At 63.0% G+C, this 21,356-nt stretch carries 20 protein-coding genes; 12 read left to right on the top strand and 8 right to left on the bottom strand.

What is annotated here, in order from left to right:
* Nucleotides 1–17 precede the first annotated feature (17 nt).
* The 6 genes from JHL16_RS19990 (at nucleotide 18) to JHL16_RS19965 (ending at nucleotide 3,901) form a co-directional block, all read left to right on the top strand.
* On the top strand, nucleotides 18–1,454 hold the full coding sequence (locus JHL16_RS19990) for an amidase (RefSeq protein ID WP_200186599.1): 1,437 nt from the start codon (nucleotides 18–20) through the stop codon (nucleotides 1,452–1,454).
* Between the two features lie 4 nt (nucleotides 1,455–1,458).
* On the top strand, nucleotides 1,459–2,163 hold the full coding sequence (locus JHL16_RS19985) for a hypothetical protein (protein ID WP_200186598.1): 705 nt from the start codon (nucleotides 1,459–1,461) through the stop codon (nucleotides 2,161–2,163).
* Nucleotides 2,164–2,245: 82 nt separating this feature from the next.
* Nucleotides 2,246–2,572: an ArsR/SmtB family transcription factor gene (locus tag JHL16_RS19980; protein ID WP_200186597.1), complete on the top strand. Its 327-nt coding sequence runs from the start codon at nucleotides 2,246–2,248 to the stop codon at nucleotides 2,570–2,572.
* Nucleotides 2,569–3,081 carry an SRPBCC family protein gene (locus JHL16_RS19975; protein WP_200186596.1) on the top strand — a complete coding sequence of 171 codons (513 nt, stop codon included), beginning with the start codon at nucleotides 2,569–2,571 and terminating at the stop codon, nucleotides 3,079–3,081. Before JHL16_RS19980 ends, JHL16_RS19975 begins: the two co-directional genes overlap by 4 nt.
* Before the next feature lie 10 nt (nucleotides 3,082–3,091).
* Nucleotides 3,092–3,472, top strand: a complete 381-nt coding sequence (locus JHL16_RS19970) for a VOC family protein (protein ID WP_200186595.1) — start codon at nucleotides 3,092–3,094, stop codon at nucleotides 3,470–3,472.
* Complete coding sequence (locus JHL16_RS19965; RefSeq protein WP_200186594.1) at nucleotides 3,473–3,901, top strand: SRPBCC family protein; 429 nt, start codon at nucleotides 3,473–3,475, stop codon at nucleotides 3,899–3,901.
* A 225-nt stretch (nucleotides 3,902–4,126) separates the two neighbouring features.
* Here the strand turns inward: JHL16_RS19965 and JHL16_RS19960 are convergent, their stop codons facing one another.
* Together JHL16_RS19960 and JHL16_RS19955 are read right to left on the bottom strand one after the other, a co-directional pair.
* Complete coding sequence (locus JHL16_RS19960; RefSeq protein WP_200186593.1) at nucleotides 4,127–5,155, bottom strand: histone deacetylase family protein; 1,029 nt, start codon at nucleotides 5,153–5,155, stop codon at nucleotides 4,127–4,129.
* A 58-nt stretch (nucleotides 5,156–5,213) separates the two neighbouring features.
* Entirely contained in the window at nucleotides 5,214–5,981 is a 768-nt protein-coding gene (locus tag JHL16_RS19955) for a DeoR/GlpR family DNA-binding transcription regulator (RefSeq protein ID WP_200186592.1), read from the bottom strand.
* Between the two features lie 202 nt (nucleotides 5,982–6,183).
* Between JHL16_RS19955 and JHL16_RS19950 the strand changes: the two genes are divergently transcribed.
* The 5 genes from JHL16_RS19950 (at nucleotide 6,184) to JHL16_RS19930 (ending at nucleotide 13,623) form a co-directional block, all read left to right on the top strand.
* Complete coding sequence (locus tag JHL16_RS19950; RefSeq protein ID WP_200186591.1) at nucleotides 6,184–7,149, top strand: ABC transporter substrate-binding protein; 966 nt, start codon at nucleotides 6,184–6,186, stop codon at nucleotides 7,147–7,149.
* 120 nt (nucleotides 7,150–7,269) lie between these two features.
* The gene (locus JHL16_RS19945) at nucleotides 7,270–8,319 is read left to right on the top strand and encodes a quaternary amine ABC transporter ATP-binding protein (protein WP_200186590.1); all 1,050 of its coding nucleotides are present in this window, start codon (nucleotides 7,270–7,272) and stop codon (nucleotides 8,317–8,319) included.
* Nucleotides 8,316–10,295 (top strand): ABC transporter permease, encoded by a 1,980-nt coding sequence (locus JHL16_RS19940; protein WP_200186589.1) that lies wholly within the window; start codon nucleotides 8,316–8,318, stop codon nucleotides 10,293–10,295. Before JHL16_RS19945 ends, JHL16_RS19940 begins: the two co-directional genes overlap by 4 nt.
* Nucleotides 10,292–11,179 carry a choline kinase family protein gene (locus JHL16_RS19935; protein WP_200186588.1) on the top strand — a complete coding sequence of 296 codons (888 nt, stop codon included), beginning with the start codon at nucleotides 10,292–10,294 and terminating at the stop codon, nucleotides 11,177–11,179. The genes JHL16_RS19940 and JHL16_RS19935 overlap by 4 nt, the downstream gene beginning before the upstream one ends.
* On the top strand, nucleotides 11,176–13,623 hold the full coding sequence (locus JHL16_RS19930; RefSeq protein ID WP_200186587.1) for a GcvT family protein: 2,448 nt from the start codon (nucleotides 11,176–11,178) through the stop codon (nucleotides 13,621–13,623). Before JHL16_RS19935 ends, JHL16_RS19930 begins: the two co-directional genes overlap by 4 nt.
* Nucleotides 13,624–13,714: 91 nt before the next feature.
* On the opposite strand, the gene JHL16_RS19925 is transcribed toward JHL16_RS19930, so the two are convergent.
* From JHL16_RS19925 to hutI, 6 genes are read right to left on the bottom strand one after another with little or no spacing between them, the layout of a single operon-like run.
* Nucleotides 13,715–14,317, bottom strand: coding sequence for an HdeD family acid-resistance protein (locus tag JHL16_RS19925; RefSeq protein ID WP_200186586.1), 603 nt, complete (start codon nucleotides 14,315–14,317; stop codon nucleotides 13,715–13,717).
* Nucleotides 14,318–14,357: 40 nt separating this feature from the next.
* The gene (locus tag JHL16_RS19920; RefSeq protein ID WP_200186585.1) at nucleotides 14,358–14,765 is read right to left on the bottom strand and encodes an AprI/Inh family metalloprotease inhibitor; all 408 of its coding nucleotides are present in this window, start codon (nucleotides 14,763–14,765) and stop codon (nucleotides 14,358–14,360) included.
* A gap of 18 nt (nucleotides 14,766–14,783) precedes the next feature.
* Complete coding sequence (locus JHL16_RS19915) at nucleotides 14,784–16,298, bottom strand: aromatic amino acid lyase (RefSeq protein ID WP_200186584.1); 1,515 nt, start codon at nucleotides 16,296–16,298, stop codon at nucleotides 14,784–14,786.
* An 8-nt stretch (nucleotides 16,299–16,306) separates the two neighbouring features.
* Nucleotides 16,307–17,983 carry a urocanate hydratase gene (hutU, locus tag JHL16_RS19910; RefSeq protein ID WP_200186583.1) on the bottom strand — a complete coding sequence of 559 codons (1,677 nt, stop codon included), beginning with the start codon at nucleotides 17,981–17,983 and terminating at the stop codon, nucleotides 16,307–16,309.
* Between the two features lie 9 nt (nucleotides 17,984–17,992).
* A complete protein-coding gene (hutC, locus tag JHL16_RS19905) occupies nucleotides 17,993–18,718 on the bottom strand; it encodes a histidine utilization repressor (protein ID WP_200186582.1) in 726 nt (241 codons plus the stop codon).
* Entirely contained in the window at nucleotides 18,718–19,914 is a 1,197-nt protein-coding gene (gene hutI / locus JHL16_RS19900; protein ID WP_200186581.1) for an imidazolonepropionase, read from the bottom strand. The genes hutC and hutI overlap by 1 nt, the downstream gene beginning before the upstream one ends.
* Before the next feature lie 44 nt (nucleotides 19,915–19,958).
* Here hutI and JHL16_RS19895 point away from each other — a divergent pair, with 44 nt between their 5' ends.
* On the top strand, nucleotides 19,959–21,344 hold the full coding sequence (locus JHL16_RS19895) for a formimidoylglutamate deiminase (protein WP_200186580.1): 1,386 nt from the start codon (nucleotides 19,959–19,961) through the stop codon (nucleotides 21,342–21,344).
* Nucleotides 21,345–21,356: the final 12 nt, after the last annotated feature.

Here is a 21,356-nt window from a genome sequence, read left to right as displayed (position 1 = left end):
TTGACCGAGGCTTGTCCATGACCGATGACGATCTCTGCTATTTGCCCGCCGGGCAGGCCCTGAAGCTGTTTCGCGCCCGCAAGTTGTCGCCGGTCGAACTGCTCAACGCCCAGATTGCCCGCGCCGAGGAAGTGAATCCGGCGATCAACTGCTTCACCGACCGTTATTTCGAGGAAGCGCTCGCCCAGGCCAAGGCGGCGGAAGCCGTCTATGCCAAAAGGAGCGGCCAGCCGCGGCCGCTCGAGGGGGTGAGCCTAGCGGTCAAGGACGCGCAGCGCCTCAAGGGCAAGCGCACCACCCATGGCTCGCTCATCTTCATCGACAATATCGACGATCATTCCGATCCGATGATCGAGCGCCTGACGGCTGCCGGCGCCATCGTGCATGCGCGTACCACGACGCCGGAATTCTGCCTGTCGGGCGCCTGCCATTCGCGCGCCTGGGGCACGACGCATAATCCCTTCAACACCGATTACGGGCCGGGCGGATCATCGGGTGGTTCAGGCGCCGCCTTGGCCTCAGGTCTCACCACGCTCGCCACCGGCACCGATATCGGCGGATCGATCCGCATCCCGTCGTCGGCCTGCGGCACGGTCGGCTTCAAGCCGCCGCATGGGCGCAATCCCGACGGCGCGCCCAATTGCTTCGACCGCTACAATCATTGCGGGCCGATGACGCGTTCGGTCGGCGATGCGGCGCTGATGCAGTCGATCATTGCCGGGCCGCATCCGCTCGATCATGATTCATTGCGCGAGAAGGTGGTGCTGCCGGAACGCGCCAATTCGCTCAAAGGCTACAAGGTCGCCTATTCGATCGACTTCGATTACGTGAATGTCGATCCCGATGTGCGCAAGAACACGCTGAAGGCGCTTGGCCTGTTCCGGGCGCTCGGCGCGGAAGTGAAAGAAGTGAGCCTCGGCTGGACCAGTGACGTCGAGACGAATGCGCTCCATTGGTACAATGCGATGGATTTCGGCCGCCAGACCGTGTGGTGGAAGAAGACGCATGGCCATCTGATGACCGACTATGCGCTCAAGATGGCGGAGGCGATCGAGAAGACCACCGGGATCGATGATGTCCACAAGGCCTGGGCGCAATCGCATCGCATGTATCAGACTTTCGGACCGGTGCTCGAAGAGCACGACTTCTTCGTCTGCCCGACGCTCAACCTGCCGGCGGTGCATGCCGATCACGATCCGTGGGATCCGGATTTCCGCGTCAACGGCGTCAAGGCCGACGGCGAATATGGCTGGGTGATGACGCATCAATTCAACATGCTGCACAACTGCCCGGTCATGGCGGTGCCATCAGGCTTCGCCGGCAGCGGTGTGCCGACCGGCATCCAGATCGTCGGGCGGACTTTCGACGACGCCACCGTCTTCAAGGCGGCGCTCGCTTACGAAAAGGCGGCGGGCGGCTGGTTCATCGACCGGAAGGGGCGGCCCAAGCTTTGAGGCCATGCAGCTTCTCGACAGCTCTGATCTGGGACTGCGGTCGGCGCGACTGACCTTCAGGAGTGCTGACTCCAATGTCGTCATCACGCTCTTCCCCATGGTTCATCTGGGTGGGGCGTCGTTTTATGAAGCCGTCGACACGGATGCCGGCGCGCATGACGCCATGCTGGTCGAAGGCGTAGGTTCGCCGGTGGTGGCGCGCATCACGCGGGCCTATCGGTGGATCGAGGGGGCGAAGCGCATAGGGCTCGTCGTGCAGCCCCGTACTCCCGCGCAACAGCATGCACAGGCCGCCATCATCCATGCGGATTTGCCCAAGGATGAATTCGAGCGGCATTGGCGCAAGGTGCCTCTTTATATGAGGCTGCTGCTCTATGCCGGGGCTCCTCTCTACGCTCTCCATTGCCGATGGTTCGGCAGCCGGGCGAAGCTCGCCAAGGCCCTGGCGCTCGATGATCTCCCCAGCCGTGCCGAAACCCTCGGCTGGCGGCCGGAATATGAATCGATCGACGAAGCGATCGTCACCGCGCGAGACCAGCAACTTGTCACGGTGATGGGTGATTATCTCGATACGGCGCCAGCCGAACCGCGCCGCCTGGCTATCGTCTATGGTGCTCAGCATATGCGGGCCGTCGTCAAGGAACTGGTGGGCAGGCGGCACTACCGCTGTGTAAAGAGCGAATGGATGCTGGTCTTCCCTCTCGTTTGAAATTACCCAGATTATTCAGCCAGGTAGTTGGGATTATTATTTAAGTATTGACTTATTTAAGTGATTTCTACAATATCTGGCCATGGATAGTTTCACGGCCATTTCCGATCCCACCCGCCGCCGCATCATCGGCCTTCTGGCCGAGCGCGAGCTGTCCGCCGGTGCGCTGGCGGAGAATTTCCAGATGTCAGCGCCGGCGGTGTCGCAGCATCTCAAAGCCCTGAAGGAGGCGCGCCTGGTGCAGGTCCGCATTGACGGCCAGCGCCGCATCTATTCGCTGAACCCGCAAGGCCTGAGCGAGATCGACAGCTGGCTCGACACGGTCCGACGCTTCTGGCGCGGCCGGCTCGATGCCCTCGAAGAGGCGCTGCGCCAGCCCGCAGACCCCAAAAAGGATAATCGGTCATGAGCTACGATGGCGTCTTCCTGGACAACAGCACGGTGCGGTTCGAGCGCCTGCTGCCCGGACCGATCGAGCGGGTGTGGGATTATCTGACCAAGTCGGAATTTCTCGAAACCTGGCTCGCCGGCGTCGAGGGCGACTGGCGGCCGGGCGGCGAGATCATGCTCTCCTTCACCTTCAGCGCCCATGACGACTGCGGTGACAGCAGCGCCGCAGGTGTCGTGCAGGATTACGATCCGCCGCGGCTGCTCTCCTATACGTGGCGCGAAGTCGATTCACAGGGGCAAGAGAAACCCGCTTCGATCGTGCGTTTCGAGCTGACGCCCGAAGGCGACAAGGTCCGCCTCATCCTTACCCATCGCAAGCTCAGCAGGGCTGAGATGCCGGGCTTCGGGGCAGGGTGGGATTCGCATCTGCATTATCTCGCCGCGCGGCTCGGCGGAAAAACTGTCCGGCCCTTCATCGAGCTCTTCGAGCCGGCGCTCGCGCATTATTCAATTTCGGCAAAACAGTAAGGAGTACCCCATGGCCAATAGCGATCTCACTTTCCGTGGCGGACGCAATATCGCGATGAAACTGCCGCCGCACCAATATGAGGCGACGATCAAATTCTATCGCGACACGCTCGGCCTCGAGGTGAAGCAGACATCCGAGAACTCGCATGCGGTCGATTACGGTCCGATCCGCCTATGGCTCGACCGTTGCGTGAAAACCTCGCAGGCTGAGCTGTGGCTCGATATCGGGACGAACGACACCAAGGCTGCCGCGCGGCATCTGGCGCAGAAGGACGTGGTGCGCTGCGATGCAATCGAGGAGCTGCCGCAAAATTTCGACGGCTACTGGATCACCAGTCCCGCCGGCGTCGTCCATATCGTCAGTGGCTACGAGGATTCGGGCGCGATTTGAATGGCTAATATCGAGCATATTCAATACATCAATTCTCCATCCGCCCGGGTCTTCGCTGCTCTCACGCAAGCGGAAGGCTTGGCCGAAATCTGGACAAAGACATTGTCGGTCGACGCGAAGCTCGGCGCCGTCAATGAGTTCAGATTCGGCGACGAGGCGCCCACGCTGATGAAGATCACCGAGCTGGAGAATGCCAAACGAATTATGTGGCATTGCGTCGATTCCGAACCGGAATGGGTGGGAACCGATGTCAGCTTCGATCTCACGGAAGAGAACGGCAAGACCTCCGTTACTCTGAAGCACATGAACTGGCGCGCGGTGACGGAATATTTCCGCTCCTGCAACTACAACTGGGCCATGTTCCTCTACAGCCTCAAGACCTATTGCGAGGCGGGCGAGGGGCTGCCCTATCAGAGGCGCGCGTTCTAGCGCGTTGCGTCTTTACCTCGCCCCGCGTGAGCGGGGAGAGGGAGGGACCCATTGCGAAGCAATGGGAGGGTGAGGGGCACCCGGTCTCTTGGTGCAGTAACAGGCGAACCTATTGCGAAGCTCACGTAGCTTGAAGGAAGGTAACAGGGATGCCCCTCACCCTCCCAACGCTGACGCGTTGGGCCCCTCCCTCTCCCCTCTTCGAGGGGCGAGGGGACGCAAAGTTCACCCGTTCAGGAAGCCATCCAGCACGTTCACCGTGTTGATGCCGATGGCTTCCACCGCGTAACCGCCTTCCATCACGAACAGGGTCGGCAGCTTGGCCTTGGCGATTGTCGCGCCATAGGTGCGGAAGTCTTCGGAGGTCAGCTTAAAGAAGCTGATCGGGTCGTCCTTGAAGGTGTCGACGCCGAGCGAGACGACGAGCGCGTCGGGCTTGAAGCGTTTGATCTGGCCGAGCGCAGCTTTCAGCGCCTTGCCCCAGACATCGTATTTGGCGCCAGGCGGCATCGGGTAGTTGATGTTGAAGCCTTCACCCTTGCCCGTGCCCTTCTCGTCCCTGTAGCCGAGGAAATAGGGGAAGGCGTCCTCCGGCTGGCCGTGCAGCGAGCAGAAGAGCACGTCGTTGCGGGCATAGAAAATATCCTGCGTGCCGTTGCCGTGATGGAAATCGACATCGAGAATGGCGACGCGTTTGGCGCCCGCATCGCGGAAACCTTGCGCCGCGATCGCCGCATTGTTGAGGAAGCAATAGCCGCCATACATATCGTGATGGGCATGATGGCCAGGCGGGCGGCAGAGCGCGAAGGCGGATGAGGCGCCGGACGAGACGAGCTTCTGCGCCGTCTGGGCGACGGCGGCGGAAGAGAGAGCTGCTTCCCAGGTGCCGGCGGTGATGCAGGTCTCCATCGACAGGATGTAATAACCGACCTTGCCGTCGATATGATTGGGCTTCTTCGCCCGCATGCCGCGCGCGGCGAAGCCGGTCGGGATGATCTCGCCGCGGAAACCGGCTTCGGTCCATTCGCGCCAGGCGCTTTCGAGAAATTCGAGGAAGCCCCTGTCATGCACCTTGGCGACCGGCTTCATGTCGAGCCTGGCCGGCGCCATGAGGTCGTCCATCTTGCGCTTCTTCAGTTCACGCAGGATGTATTCGACGCGCGAGGGCCGCTCGAAAGGCGTCACGAACTCACCGCCATAAAGCTCGCCTTGCGGAAAATGCAGACGGTGGTCCTCGGAATAGACGACTTTCATGATGGGCTCGTTTCCTTCGTTGTTCCGTCGAGATGTGTAGAGTCCAAAAGCTGAGCGCTCAAGGGGCGGCGATCTCGACCAGGACATTGGCGGCAGCCAGCGCGCGGGCAAGATCGGCCGGCGGCCTGGCGTCGGTCACCAGGCAATCGAGCGTCGCGAAGCCGCAGACATTGACGAGAGCGGTCTTGCCGAATTTGCTGTGGTCGGTGACGACGACGCGGCGTTCGCCGCGCGCCAGGACGGTCGCGGCGAATTCGGCCTCGGCCAGATTGTAGTCGTTGACACCGGTCTTCGGGTCGAGCGCGCCCGCGGTGATGATGGCGTGGCGGACATTGAAACGCTGCACGAAGGCGATCGTCGAATTGCCGAAGGCGGCGCCATTGTCGCCCTGCAGCTCGCCGCCCGCCAGATGCACCTTGTTGCCGTTGACGGTCGACAGCGTGCGCGCGATGTCGGAAGAATTGGTGACGACGGTGAGGCCGCGCTTCTGCAAAAGCTCGCGCGCCAGATAACTCGTCGTCGTGCCGGTATCGAGCATGACGCTGTCGCCGTCGGCGATGGCTTCGGCGGCGCGGCGCGCGATCGCCCTTTTGCCCGCCGCATTTTCGCGCATGCGCCGCTCGAAGGGCGCCTCGCCCACCGCATGGGGGAGCGCCGCGGCACCATGCATCTTCAGAACCTCGCCGCGCTCCGCCATCAGGCGCAGATCGCGGCGGATGGTTTCGGCCGAGACGCCCAGCCATTCGGCAAGATCGGTGACCGAGGCCGACATATGGTCATGCAGCATCTGGCGGATTTCGGCGTGGCGACGGGAGAGACGATTCATAGGTTCCATTTGCCCGATTTCGATCAATATTCCCCTAAAACGGTCAATTACGGCAAGAAAATTCTCTCAAATCCACAAAATGCCACGAAAATTGCGGTTTAGCATTGACACTCAAGGGCTTGTGCCGTGACATTTGTCGCTGCGGACAAAAGTACAACAATCGAGGTCCGTGTTCTGGGAGCCAGGAAGAGGATTTACATCCATGAGCAGATTGCGCGTAAGACGTGCCTTGCTTGGCCTTGCCGCTCTGGCGGCGACGGCGCTGACGCCGATGACCTCCTATGCCGTCGAGTCGAATGATCCGATCAAGATCGCTCTGTTCGACTGGACCAGCGTCAATCTCAACGCCAAGATCCTTGGCGGCATCCTCGAGAAGCTTGGTTACACGGTCGAATATCCGACCGCCGACTACCTCTCGAGCCTCACCACCGGTCTCACCAATGGCGATCTCACGGTGGGCGTCGAATTCTGGGACACGACGGCGGGCGAGGCGATGAAGGCCTCGGACGCCACCGGACAGACCGAGAAGCTCGGCATGCTCGGACCCAAGGCCAAGGAAGAATGGTGGTATCCGGCCTATATGAAGGAGAAGTGCCCGGGCCTTCCCAATTGGGAAGCGCTCAAGGACCCGAAATGCGCGGAAGCCTTCTCGACACCGGAAACGGCGCCCAAGGGCCGCTATCTCGGCGGGCCGGTGACCTGGGAAGGTTTCGATGACGAACGTGTCGTGGCCCTCGACCTGCCCTTCACCGTCGTCCACGCCGGCACCGATGCGGCGATGTTTGCCGAGCTCGATTCCGCCTATCAGCGCAAGGCGCCGATCATGCTGTGGATCTATTCACCGCATTGGGCGCCGGCGAAATATGAGGGCGAATGGGTGAATTTTCCCGAATACACGCCCGAGTGCTACACCGACCCGAAATGGGGCGGCAATCCCGACAAAGCCTATGATTGCGGCAAGCCGCATGGCGAGATCTGGAAATATTCCTGGGCCGGCATGAAGGATAAATGGCCGGTCGCCTACAAGGTCGCCAAGGCCTATCAGATCGACACAGCGGAGCTGAACAAGCTTTCCGGCCAGGTCGACCTCGAAGGCAAGTCGCTCGACGAGGTCGCGGCCTCGTGGATCGCTGCCAATGAAGCGAAGTGGAAGGCCTGGGCGCAGTAAGCTCTGGTCTGAAGCCGCTCGACCCCCACCCCTAACCCCTCCCCGCAAGGGGGAGGGGAATCAGGGCGAGGTGGCGGCACGGCTGGCGCGTTGACGATCAATGATACGGAATGACCTTCAATGACCGATGTGAAGCGGCCGGTGAAGCTTTCTTGCCGCAATCTGTGGAAGGTGTTCGGCGCCGGCTCGGAGGAGTTCATGCGCCGCAACAATGGCGCCGCCTCGGCGCAGGCGCTCGGTGAAGCCCGCCTCATCGGGGCAGTACGCCAAGCCAGCATCGATGTGCATGAGGGCGAGATCTTCATCGTCATGGGCCTGTCGGGCTCCGGCAAGTCGACATTGCTGCGCTGTCTTTCGCGCCTCATCGAGCCCACTTATGGCGAGGTGAATTTCGACGGGCGCGATCTTCTGAAAGCGAGTGACGCGGAGCTCATCGAGATCCGCCGCCACAAGATGGGCATGGTGTTCCAGCATTTCGCGCTGCTGCCGCATCTGACCGTGCTCGAAAATGTCGGCTTCCCGCTTTCGGTGCAGGGTGTGCCCAAGCCGGAACAGAAGAAACGCGCCCAAGCGGTGATCGATCTCGTCGGGCTCAAGGGCCGTGAGCATCACTATCCGCGCGAATTGTCGGGCGGCCAGCAGCAGCGCGTCGGCATCGCCCGCTCGCTCGCGGTCGAGCCGGAAATCTGGTTTCTCGATGAACCCTTCTCGGCACTCGATCCCCTGATCCGGCGCGAAATGCAGTCGGAGCTGATGCGGCTGCAAGGCGTGCTGAAGAAGACGATCGTCTTCATCACCCATGATTTCGACGAGGCGATCAAACTCGCCGACCGTATCGCCATCATGAAGGACGGTGAGATCATCCAGATCGGTGCGCCCGAAGAGCTGGTACTCAATCCGGCGACCGACTATGTGGCGGAATTCACCCGCGACGTGAACCGCGCCAAGGTGATGTCGGCACAGAGCCTGATGCGCGCCAGCGCAGCGGGCGGCCAGCATGCCGGCAAGGTCGATGCCAAGGCGAAGGTCGAAACCTTCGCCGCCGATATCGTCGGCGCCAACCTGCCTTTCGCCGTCACTGATGGAAAGGGCAGGCTTCTCGGCGAGGTCACGCCGCAGGCCGTCATCGATCTGCTTGCCGGGCGCCATGTGAAGCAGGCGCAGCCATGACCGATGCCGTCCTGACCCATAGCGATTCGCGGATAAGCGCGCTGCCCGGCTGGCGTGTCGCGGCACTCATCGCCGGCGTTGTGGCCATTGCCTTCATCATCTCCTGGATCGTGCCGGGCGCCTGGGATTATCCGACGCAAGCGATCATCCCCTTCGCCGAGTGGATCAGCGCGATCATGCTGTGGATCAAGGCGACCTTCACTTGGGCGACACGCGGCCTCGCCGATCTCGTCAATATTCCGCTGCAGCTCGCCATCGGTTTTCTCGCCAAGGGCTATCGCATCTATCTCACCGAAGGCTTCATCACGCTGCCGCGCTTCTCCTGGGTCGGTGTCTGCGCCGTCGCCGCCTTTGTCGGCTATCGCTTCGGCGGACTGAAGCTGGCGCTGCTCAGCGGTCTCTCCTTCCTCGCCATCGCGCTGTTCCGGCAATGGGACAGCGCCATGCTGACACTGGCGCTGATCCTGGTCTGCGTGCCGATCTGCGTGGTGACCGGCCTTCTCCTCGGCATCTGGGGCTATCTCAATCCGAAGGTGAACCGCGTCCTGATCATGCCGGCGCTCGATCTCCTGCAGACGATCCCGACCTTCGCCTATCTCATCCCGATGCTGCTCCTGTTCGGCAACAGCCCGGTCTCGGCGCTGCTCGCCACCGGCCTCTTCGCGACGCCGCCCATGGTGCGCGCCACCGTGCTCGGACTCTCAAAGGTACCGCAGGACATCAAAGACTTCGCCGACATGGCGGGCTGTACAAGACGGCAGAAGCTGTGGCGCGTGCTGGTGCCGAGCGCCAAGCCATCTTTGATGCTGGGCGTCAACCAGGTGATCATGCTGGCGCTCAATATGGTGATCATCTCCTCGATGATCGGCGCCGGCGGGCTCGGCTATGACGTGCTCCTCGCCTTGCGCGCGCTGAAAGTCGGCCAGGCGATGGAAGCGGGCCTCGCCATTGTCGTCCTCGCCATCGTGCTCGACCGGGTGAGCCAGGCCGCCGCCCTTAAGCGGCCCGAGCAGGACACGACGCAAAAGCCGTGGGTTCAGCGCCATGCGAGCCTCATCGCCATATTGGCTGTTCTCGCCGTGACGACCTTGGCGAGCCTCGTTCTGCCGGCCTTCGGCAAGGTGCCGAACGAAATCACCTTCACCACGGCGCCGGCCTGGAAGGCGGCGGTGGATTGGGTCACGGTCAATTACTTCGACGTCATCGAGGCGGTGCGTATCACCTTCCTGCTGTATGTGCTCAATCCCTTGCGCGCCTTCTTCGAAGGCCTGCCGTGGCTCGGTGTGGTGCTGCTTCTCGCTTTCGCCGGCTGGCGGCTTGGCGGTATCTGGCTTGCCCTCATCGTGGCGCTCCTCACCGCCTTCTGCGCCACCACCGGGCTCTGGGTCCAGACCATGGCTACGCTTTATCTCTGCGGCGTCGCAGCGCTGATCGCGGCCGCCATCGGCATACCGATCGGCGTATGGGCGTCGCGCTCCGACCGGGTCGAGAAGGTCGTGACGCCTTTCATCGACACGCTGCAAACCATCCCGTCCTTCTGTTTCATCATTCCGGTGGTGATGCTGTTCCGCGTCGGCGACGTGACGGCGCTCATCGCCACGGTTGCCTTCGCCGTCGTGCCGGCAATCCGCTACACCAATCATGGCATCAGGCAGGTGCCGCATGAGCTGATCGAAGCCGGCACCGCGGCGGGCTGCACGAAACGGCAGCTGTTCTGGCGGGTGCAATTGCCGGTGGCGATGCCGGAAATCATGCTCGGCCTCAACCAGACGATCCTCCTGTCGCTCAGCATGATCGTGATCTGCGCCATGATCGGCACGCGCGATCTCGGCCAGGAAGTGTTCAAGGCGCTGTCCAAGGCCGATTCCGGCAAAGGTCTCGTCGCCGGTCTCGCCATCGCCTTCATCGGCATCATCGCCGACCGGCTGATCACCGCCTGGGTCGAGCGACTGAAAGCCAAGCGGGGTCTGGCATGAGTGATACGGCCGAACAACGGGTGCGCAAACTCCCCTGCTGGCGGGGGACGGTCACGCTTCAGCCGCTCAAAGGCGGCTTGAGCAATGCGAGCTTCATCGTCAGCGACGAGCGCGGCAAATATGTCGCCCGGGTGGGGGAGGATTTCCCCTGCCATCATGTGTTCCGCGACCGCGAATTGCGCGCCAGCCGCGCCGCCTTCGAGGCCGGGCTGTCGCCGGAAGTCGTCCATGCCGAGCCGGGGCTCATGGTGGTGCGCTTCATCGAGGCGCATACCTTCAGCGAAGAGGACGTGCGGAAGAATCTCGAGCGCTGCGTCGATATCGTGCACAAGTGCCATCGCGACATGAAGCGGCTGGTGACCGGGCCGGCCTCGATCTTCTGGGTCTTCCATGTGCTGCGCGACTACGGCAACACGCTCACCGAAGGCTTCCACCGCCTCAAGCTCGAGGTGCCGCGCTGGCTGTCTGCGGTCGATGCGCTCGAGGATGCGCAGATTCCGCTGCCAGTGGTCTTCGGCCATCACGATCTGCTGCCCGGCAATTTCATGGATGACGGCGAGCGCATCTGGCTGATCGACTGGGAATATGGCGGCTTCGGCACTGCGATGTTCGATCTCGCCAATATCGCCGCGAATAACTCGCTGAACGAGGCGGAAGAGCGCCAGGCGCTGGAAATCTATTTCGATCGAAGCCCCAGTGAGGCCGTGCTCCGCGCGTTCGATGCGATGAAGACGGCCTCCGCCTTGCGCGAGGCGATGTGGGGCATGGTGTCCGAGCTGCATCTCAACGCGCCGGGCGTCGATTATGTGGCGCATGCCAATGAATATCTCGGGCGCTATGAGCGGGCGCTCGCGACCTTCCATGACCGATATGGAGCATCATGACCGTTTCCCTTCCGAGCCACGCCCAGATCATCGTCATCGGCGGCGGCATCATAGGTTGCTCGACCGCTTATCACCTGGCGCGTGACCACAAGGCCGACGTCATCCTCCTCGAGCAGAACAGGCTGACCTCGGGCTCGACCTGGCATGCGGCCGGGCTCGTCGGGCAATTGCGGTCCTCGGCCTCGATCACCCAGGTGCTCAAATATTCGGTCGAGCTCTATAAGAACCTCGCCAAGGAAACCGGACTCGAAACCGGCTGGAAGATGACCGGCTGCCTCAGGCTCGCCTGCAATGAGGACCGCTGGATCGAATATAAAAGGCTCGCCACCACGGCGCAGAGCTTCGGCATGGAGATGCATCTGCTCTCGCCGAAAGAGGTCAAGGCGATGTGGCCCCTGATGGAAGTCTCCGATCTCGTCGGCGCCAGCTTCCTGCCGACCGATGGCCAGGCGAGTCCGTCCGACATCGCGCAGTCGCTCGCCAAGGGCGCCCGCATGCATGGCGCCAAGCTCTTCGAAGGTGTCAGGGTCGAAGGCTTCGATATCGAGAATGGCTGCGTGATCGGGGTCCGGACCAATCACGGGCGCGTTGCCTGCGAGAAGGTGGTCAATTGCGGCGGGCAGTGGGCCCGGCAGCTTGGCGCCATGGCCGGGGTGAGCGTGCCGCTGCAGCCGGTCAAACATCAATATATCATCACCGAGAAGGTCGACGGCCTGGCGACGGATATCGCTACCATCCGTGACCCCGACCGGCGCACCTATTTCAAGGAAGAGGTCGGCGGGCTGGTGATGGGCGGCTATGAGCCCAATCCGCAGAGCTGGACCTTGGGGGACGTGCCGGGCGATTTCGAGTTCCAGCTCTTCGGTGACGACTGGGATCATTTCGAGCAGCATATGGAGCAGGCGCTGGCACGCGTGCCGGCGCTCGAAACGACCGGCATCAAGAAGATGATCAACGGTCCGGAGAGCTTCACGCCCGACGGCAATTTCATCCTGGGGGCGGCGCCCGAGCTCGCCAATTATTATGTCGGCGCCGGCTTCAACGCTTTCGGCATTGCGAGCGGCGGCGGCGCCGGCTGGGTGCTGGCGCAATGGGTGGCGCAAGGCGAGGCGCCGATGGATCTGTGGGTCGTCGATATCAGGCGCTTCTCCGATCTCCATAAGGACCGCGACTGGGTCAATGAACGCACGCTCGAGGCCTATGGCAAACATTACACGATCGGCTTTCCGCATGAGGAGTATCTGAGCGGCCGGCCGCGTATCGTCTCGCCGCTTTACGAGCGGCTGAAAGCGGCCAATGCCTGCTTCGGCTCGAAGCTCGGCTGGGAGCGGCCGAACTGGTTCGCCGCCCCCGGCGCGGAGCCGAAGGATGTCTATTCGATGGGCCGGCAGAGCTGGTTCGACACGGTGGGCGAAGAGCACAAAGCAGTGCGCGAGCGGGTCGGCGTCTTCGACCAGTCGTCCTTCGCCAAATATGAGGTCAGGGGCAAGGATGCGGCGGAAGCTCTGTCCTGGATCGCGGCCAATGACGTGGCGCGTGCGCCTGGCCGGCTCACCTATACGCAAATGCTCAATTCGCGCGGCGGCATCGAATGCGATCTCACCGTCGCCCGGCTCGCGGAAGATCATTTCTATGTCGTCACCGGCACGGGCTTCCGCACCCATGACCTCGCCTGGATCAAGGACCATATCAAGCCGCGCCTCGATGCGAAGATCGTGGATGTGACGGAGGGCTGGGGCACGCTGTCGGTCATGGGCCCCAAATCGCGCGACGTGATTGCGGCGATTACCAAGGCCGACATGTCGAATGGGGCTTTCCCCTTCGGCCATGTGCGCGAGATCGAGATCGCCGGCCACAAGGTGCGGGCGCTGCGCGTCACCTATGTAGGCGAGCTCGGCTGGGAACTGCATATGCCGATTGGCGCCACCGGCGATGTCTATGACGCACTGATGAAAGCGGGAGAAAAGACTGGGATCGCGCCCGCCGGCTATCGCGCGCTGGAAGCGTTGCGTCTCGAAAAGGGCTATCGCGCCTGGGGCTCCGACATCACCCCCAATGACAATCCGTTCCAGGCCGGGCTCGGCTGGGCGGTGAAGCTCAAATCCACTATCGCCTTCATGGGCCGCGAGGCGTGCGAGAAGGCAGCGTCAGCGCCACTGCCCAAGAGGCTCGCGGCCTTCACCACCGATGATCCTTCCATCGTGCTGGTCGGACGCGAGACTATCCTGCGCAACGGCAAGCAGGTCGGTTACCTCACCAGCGGCGGCTATGGTTATACGGTCGGCAGGCCGATCGGCTATGGCTATATCCGCGACAGCGCCGGCGTCGACGACGGCTATGTGCAGGGCGGGACTTATGAGCTCGTGGTGGCGAAGGACGTCGTCAAAGCGCAAGTCCATCTCGAGCCGCTTTATGACCCTCGGAATTTGAAAGTGAAGGCGTAGTCTCAGACCTGTCACGAAGGGGGCCGTGTTGCCCTCTCCCCGCTTCCGCGGGGCGAGGGCATTTCCTTCGCCGCAAGATTGTGAACGCGCTTTACGCAGGAGGTTGCGTCGGCGTGGCGGCGTCGCTCTTCCTCACTTGCCAGGCGAGATAGGCGATGGCCGCACCTATGCTGATCAGATTGACGCCGAGCAGGACGCCGATGAGCCACACCGCCGTCACCGGCAGGCTGGCCCACAGGATCAAGGCCAGGAGGATGCCGACGAGGCCGCTCGCCAGCACCCAGCCCCAATTGGGGAAGGGGCGGATGGTGAGCGCGAAGACGACCTTCGAGATGCCCTCCATCATGAAGAAGATGATGAGCAGCAGCGCCAGCGTCATCAAGCCTTGCGTCGTGTCGCGCAGGAACAGGAGGCCGATCAGGATGGCGAGGATGACCGAGATGAGCTGCAGCCAGAAATGCGGCACCTGGCGCGCGCCGATGAGGCTCAAGCCCTGCAGCAGACCGCTGGCGATCAGCAGCCAGCCCAGAAGGATCACCACGGCCCCGGACGAGATCACCGGATAGATGATGGCGAGAATGCCGGCGACGACGAGCAGGACGCCCTCGACAAGGTACCAGAGCGAATAACGCTTGACCGTCTCGCGCATCGCCTCGCGGAAGACCTCGGCGGCGAGATCCAGGGACATGCTCATGATCGCGCTCCTCTGCAGATGGGCCTGAAGAGGAATAATATCAGTTTTCGAGCACCCCGCCCAGCTTCACGATGGTGGCGATGCCGTCGGTCTCAGGGTCGGCGACATAGGCATTATCGGGCGTGAAGAAGCGGATCAGCGATTTGCGCGTCGCATCGACGAGCACGATCTCCCAGCCTTCGAGAAGCCGCCAGCTCGCGACGTCGTCCATCACCGGAAAAACCTTGCCGCAGTGCGGATCGACATCGATCTGCATGCCGCCGATGACCTGGTCCTTATGCAAGGTCACCTTGCAGGTCTTGCTGCCATCGGCATTCTGGATCGACCAGTCGCCGAGGAAATCGGCGGCCATGGCCGGATCGACCGAATCGAGATCGAGCGGTGCCTGAGCCAGGGCCGGGCCATTACTCAATAGACCGAGCAGGGCTATCGCCCAGAGTTTCTTCATGATGACCGCCATGTCCCGTCAAGTCAGGACAAGATCAATCCTTTCACCGGCTTCCGTCAAGGCGCGGTCGAGGAGAGGCCCTGACTGCAATTCGGCGATGAGCGGCGCGATGTCGAAGATCGCATCACCCTCGCGGCCGATCGGCAGCATCTCGCCCAAAATCTCCATGGCGGGGCGGATGCCGCGGCCGAGATCGGCCTTGCGCAGCCGGCGGCGCTTCATCGCCCAGAGCGCGATCATCAATTCGAGGCCGGCGATCTTCCAGCCGGCATCGACGACACGCATCAGATCATGCACGGCATGCAGCGCGTGGCTCGCAGTATCCTCGACGCCGTCCGCCACCTGGCCCACGGAGTTGAGCAGGCTCGGGCGCGCCCAGATCTTCACCGAAGTGACGAGCGAGGCGGTGATGTGACCCAGATTGAGGAACTGCACGCCGCCAATGGCGCCGCCTTCCTCGGCAAGGCCGGTGGGCAATCCCGTGAAAGCCGGCCATTGCTGCTTATGCACCCGCTCGCCGGCGAGATCGCAGATTTTGCCCAAGGCCTGGCGCAAATGGTCGGCGGCGAGCGTCAGGCGCGTCGTGTCCATATTGCCGTTCGACACGGCGCCCGCCGTCTCCTGGTCGATGATCGGGTTGTCGTTCACCGAACTGAGCTCGGAGTTCCAAATACGCGCCGTTTCGGCAAAAACCTCGGCGGATGCGCCATGCACTTGTGACACGCAGCGGAAGGACAAGGGATCCTGGAGGAGACGCGCTTCCCCCTCTCTCCACAAACGGCTGTCGCCGAGAAGATTACGCAGGCGGAGCGCCGAGCGGCGCTGGCCTTCGCGTTTATGGGCGCGGTTCGCCGCTTCCGAAATGGCGCCGAGATTGCCGCGGAAACCTTCGAGCGCCGCCGCGGCGGCAAGGTCGAAGGCGGCGAGCAGGCGCTCGGCCGAGGCGAGGGCGATGGCGCCCTGCGCCAGCGAGACGGCATTGTTGTTGATGAGCGAAAGGGTTTCCTTCGGCTTCGGCAGGCCAAGCTTCCTGGCTTCCGGCCGGTTGAGCAGCCAATGCGCCAATTGCGCATTGGGCACCAGATCGGACGCGCCGACCGAACCCGAGCCGTCGATCTCCGGCATCTCCGTGCCGTTGATGGCCGTGGCGATCAGCTCGACGAGCTCCGGCGAGACGCCGGACAGCCCGTTGGCGAACTGGTTGGCGAGAAAGATCAAAGCGCCGCGCACCGCTTCAGCGGGCAAGGTCGGGCCCGGCACACGCGTCGCATGGGCGGCGACGAGCCGCGCATTGTATTGGGCGGCGGTCGCCGGATCGACGGCGAAGTCCTTCTGCGAGCCGACCCCGGTGGTGATGCCGTAGGCCGGGCGGTTCTCCTTGAGGATCGTCTCGACGATAGCGCGCGAGGCGGCGATCGCCGTGAAGGCGGAGGCCGCGACGGAGACGGGCAGAGAGCCCGCCGCCGCCTTGGCCATAGCGCGGAAATCGAGATCGTGACCGGTGATGACCAGGGACGCCGTATGCCGTGTCATGATCGGGCTCAGACTCCAATGCCAAGTGACGGCAATTTCAGACCCTGTTCCTTGGCGCAGTCGATGGCGATGTCGTAACCGGCATCGGCATGGCGCATGACGCCAGTGCCGGGATCGTTCCACAATACCCGCTCGAGCCGGCGCGCCGCATCATCGGTGCCGTCGCAGACGACAACCATGCCGGAATGCTGCGAGAAGCCCATGCCGACGCCGCCGCCATGATGCAGCGACACCCAGGTGGCGCCGCTCGCGGTGTTGAGCAGCGCATTGAGGAGCGGCCAGTCGGAGACGGCGTCGGAGCCGTCCATCATCGCTTCCGTCTCGCGGTTCGGCGAAGCGACCGAACCCGAATCGAGATGGTCGCGGCCGATGACGATCGGCGCGTCGACCTCGCCTTTGCGCACCATCTCGTTGAAGGCGAGACCCAGACGGTGACGCTGGCCGAGACCGACCCAGCAGATGCGCGCCGGCAGGCCCTGGAATGCGATGCGCTCCCTGGCCATGTCGAGCCAGTTGTGGAGATGCGGGTCGTCGGGGATCAGCTCCTTCACGCGCTGATCGGTCTTGTAGATGTCTTGCGGGTTGCCGGAGAGCGCGGCCCAGCGGAATGGACCGATGCCGCGGCAGAAGAGCGGGCGGATATAGGCCGGCACGAAGCCCGGAAAGGCGAAGGCGTCCTTAAGGCCCATATCCTGGGCGACCTGGCGGATGTTGTTGCCGTAATCGAGAGTCGGCACGCCGGCCTTATGGAAGGCAAGCATCGCCTCGACATGGGTGCGCATCGATTTCTTCGCTGCCGCCTCGACCGCCTCGGGATCGGAGACGCGCTTCGCTTCCCATTCGGCGATGGTCCAGCCGGCCGGCAGATACCCATTGACCGGGTCATGCGCCGAGGTCTGGTCGGTGACCGCGTCGGGCCTGATGCCACGCTTGACCATATCGGGCAGGATCTCGGCGGCATTGCCGAGCACGCCGACCGAGATCGGCTTGCCCTGCTTATGCGACCGCTCGATCATCGCCAGCGCCTCGTCGACCGATGCCGCCTTGGCGTCGAGATAACGCGTCTTCAGGCGCATCTCGATGCGCGACGGCTGGCATTCGATGGCGATCATCGAGGCGCCGGCCATGGTGGCGGCGAGCGGCTGGGCGCCACCCATGCCGCCGAGGCCCGCGGTCAGGAACCATTTGCCCTTGAGATTGCCGCCATAATGCTTGCGGCCCACTTCGGCGAAGGTCTCATAGGTGCCCTGCACGATACCCTGCGTGCCGATATAGATCCACGAGCCCGCCGTCATCTGGCCGTACATCATGAGCCCCTTGCGATCGAGCTCGTTGAAATGCGCCCAATTGGCCCAATGCGGCACCAGGTTGGAGTTCGCGATGAGAACGCGCGGCGCATCCTTGTGGGTGCGGAAGATGCCGACCGGTTTGCCCGACTGAACCAGCAAGGTCTCATCCGCCTCGAGCTTACGCAGCGAGGCGACGATGCGGTCAAACGCTTCCCAATTGCGCGCGGCGCGGCCGATGCCGCCATAGACGACGAGCTCCTCGGGGCGCTCGGCGACGCCGGGATCGAGATTGTTCATCAGCATGCGCAAGGGCGCTTCGGTGAGCCAGCTCTTGGCGCTGATCTCGTTGCCGATCGGCGATTTGATGACACGGCTATTGTCGCGGCGGGGATCCATGAATGACTCCTACTGGCTCAGTGTTCCGGAGGGTGATGTCTTGTAGCGGCTGTACAGGGCGTAGCGGCTGGCGGGATAGATCAAGGTCGCGACGGTGACGACGTGACCCTTGCTCCAGCTGCGGCGGTGCAAAGCGAGGCAGGGCTCGTGCTCGCCGATATCGAGAAGCTCGCGCTGCTCCACTGTCGGCATGATCGCCTCGACCGTATGCTCGAGCTCATCGACCGGCACCGCGGCGACGAGATAGGCGGTCGGCGTGATATCGGCGAAGTCCTGGTCGTTGAATTTCGGCGCGACGAAAGGATTCACATAACGGTCCTCGAGCTGCACCGGCACGCCATTTTCGGTATGGACCATCACGAGATGGAAGAGCTTGGAAGCTTGCCGGAGCTCGAATTCGTCGGCCAAGGCCTGTGGCGCCTCGATCGTCTCGCGCCGGTCGATGTAAGCCGCGTGCTTGTGTCCACGCGCCGCGATCTCCTCGGCGATGTTACGCAATTCGAGCAGGCTCGAACGGGCCGGCGGTTCCTTCACGAAAGTGCCCACTCCCGGCACGCGGGAGAGGAAGCCGTCGGCGGTGAGCTCACGCAGGGCCCGGTTGGCGGTCATGCGCGAGATGCTGAAGGATTCGACGAGCTCGTTCTCGGACGGCACGCGGGTGCCGGGCGTCCAGGCACCGGAACGGATATGCTCGAGGATATGCTCCTTCACCTGAGCGTAAAGCGGGGAGGTCATCAGAGACTGCCTCGCACGATCTCACCCTGGCGGATCACCGCGGCGCACGGATTGAAGCCCAGCGGATAAGCAAGATCGCCCGGCCGCTCAACATTCCATAGAACGAAGTCGGCCTTGAGGCCGGCCGCTATCACGCCGCGGTCCGTGAACCCCAGAGCGCGGGCCGCATTTTGGGTCACGCCGCGCAAGGCTTCTTCAGGCGTTAGGCCGAAGAGGACGCAGGCCATGTTCATGGTGGCGAGCAGCGAATGGACCGGCGAGGAGCCGGGATTGAGATCAGTCGCGATGGCGATCGGCACTTTGTGGGCGCGCAGAGCGGCGAGCGGCGGATGCTGCTTCTCTCTCAGATAATAGAAGGCGCCCGGCAGCAGCACCGCGACGGTGCCGGATTGGGCGATCGCCGCAACGCCGGCTTCGTCCAGATATTCGATGTGATCGACGGACAACGCGCCATAACGAGCGGCGAGAATGGCGCCGCCCAGATTGGACAGCTGCTCGGCATGGAGCTTGATGGGAAGTCCCAGCTTCTTGGCGACGGTGAAGACACGGTCCATGTCGTCGACCGAGAAGGCGATGCCCTCGCAGAAGCCGTCGACCGCATCGGCGAGTTTCTCGCGCGCAGCGGCGGGCAGGGACTGGCTGCAGACCAGATCGACATAAGCGGCGTGATCGTCGCGATATTCGGGTGGGAAGGCATGGGCGCCGAGGAAGCTCGTCACCACATCGATCGGATATGTCGCGCCGAGCTTGCGGGCGGTGCGTAGCATCTTCAACTCGGTTTCGACATCGAGGCCGTAGCCCGATTTGATTTCGATGGTGGTGACGCCTTCGGCCAGGAGAGACTGCAGCCGGGTCGCCGCCGATTTGAGGAGCTGCTCGTCGCTCGCCTCGCGCGTGGCGCGCACCGTCGAGACGATGCCGCCGCCGGCCTTGGCGATCTCGGCATAAGACACGCCATTGAGGCGCTTCTCGAATTCATGGGCGCGGTTGCCGCCATAGACGATGTGGGTGTGGCAATCGATCAGGCCCGGGGTGAGGAGGCGGCCGCCGCAATCGATCCGGTCGCCCTTGGGCGCGTCCTTGGCGGGACCTGCCCAGGCGATGCGGCCCTTCTCCACCAGCACCGCCCCGTCCTCGATCAGCCCATAAGAAGAGCCGTCGGCCATCGTCGCCAGCTTGAGATTTGAAAAAAGCATCGAAACCCACTTGTATAAGGTTGTATATACAGTATAGTCGGATCATGGCACAGCGCAAGTTGAAATTCGCATCCGCCCTGCTTCCCGCCGGCTGGCAGAAGGACGTCGTCCTTACGATCGATGCCCAGGGCCTGATCGAGACGGTCGAAACCGGCAATTCCGACAAGAGCCTCGCCGCCGTGAAAGGCTTCGCCATCCCGGCGGTTCCCAATGTCCATTCCCACGCCCATCAAAGGCTGATGACGGGCCTCGCCGAAGTGGCGGGCCCGGGCGCCGATTCCTTCTGGACCTGGCGCGAGGTGATGTATGGCTTTGCGCTCAAGCTCTCCCCCGAAGACCTTCAGGCGGTCGCCGCCCAGCTCTATGTCGAGACGCTGAAAAGCGGCTCCACCATCATCGGCGAATTCCAGTATCTGCATCATCAGCCGGACGGCTCACCCTATGTCGAGCCCGCCGAGCTCACCTTGCGCTGCCTCGCGGCGGCGGAGGAGGCGGGCATCGCCATCACGCTGCTGCCGACGCTTTATGCCTATGGCGGCTTCGGCGGCCAGGCACCGACCCAGGGCCAGCGCCGCTTCATCAATGGCGCCGAACGTTATCTCAAGATCCTCGCCACCTTGCAGAAGGCCATCGCCGACAAGCCGCTGCACCGGCTCGGCATCTCGCCGCATTCGCTGCGCGCGGTGACCAAGGAATTGCTGGGCGAGGTCATTGCCGGCCTTGACGGCATGGGCAAGAAGGACGCGCCGATCCATATCCATGTCGCCGAGCAGACCAAGGAAGTCGATGACTGCCTCGCCTGGTCTGGCGGCACACGGCCGGTCGAATACCTGCTCGATAATTTCGCGCTTTCCCAGCGCTGGTGCGCCATCCACGCCACCCATATGATGGCGGATGAGACGCTCCGCATGGCGAAGAGCGGCATGATCGCCGGGCTCTGCCCGACGACGGAAGCCAATCTCGGCGATGGTATTTTCCCAGCCGACAGTTTCCTCAAAGCCAAGGGCGCCATCGCTATCGGCTCCGACAGCCATATCAGCGTCAGCCCGGCGGAAGATCTGCGCCAGCTCGAATATTCGCAGCGCCTGCGTGACCGGACGCGCAATGCGCTGGCCGCCGGCCCCAATCAGTCCACTGGGCGCACGCTTTTCGATGCCGTGCTCGCCGGCGGTGCGCAATCAATGACCCAGCCGGTCGGCGTGCTCAAAGCGGGCCTCCGGGCCGACATCGCCGTGCTCGATGAAGACCATCCGGCGCTCATTGGCCGCAAGGGCGATGCGGTGCTCGACAGCTGGATCTTCTCCGGCGGTAATCCGTGCGTTTCGGATGTCTTCGTCGCCGGGCGGCAGGTCGTCCAAAGCGGCCGGCATATCCACGAAGACGCGATCAAGAAGAATTTCCAGGCCGCGGTGAAGCGGCTGAGCAACTAAGAACAAGGTGCA

The sequence above is a fragment of the Taklimakanibacter albus genome, from assembly GCF_016595235.1.
Taxonomy (GTDB): Bacteria; Pseudomonadota; Alphaproteobacteria; order Rhizobiales; family Aestuariivirgaceae; genus Taklimakanibacter; species Taklimakanibacter albus.
Note: the sequence above shows the minus strand (reverse complement) of the source record. Positions and strands in the feature narration are given on the sequence as shown.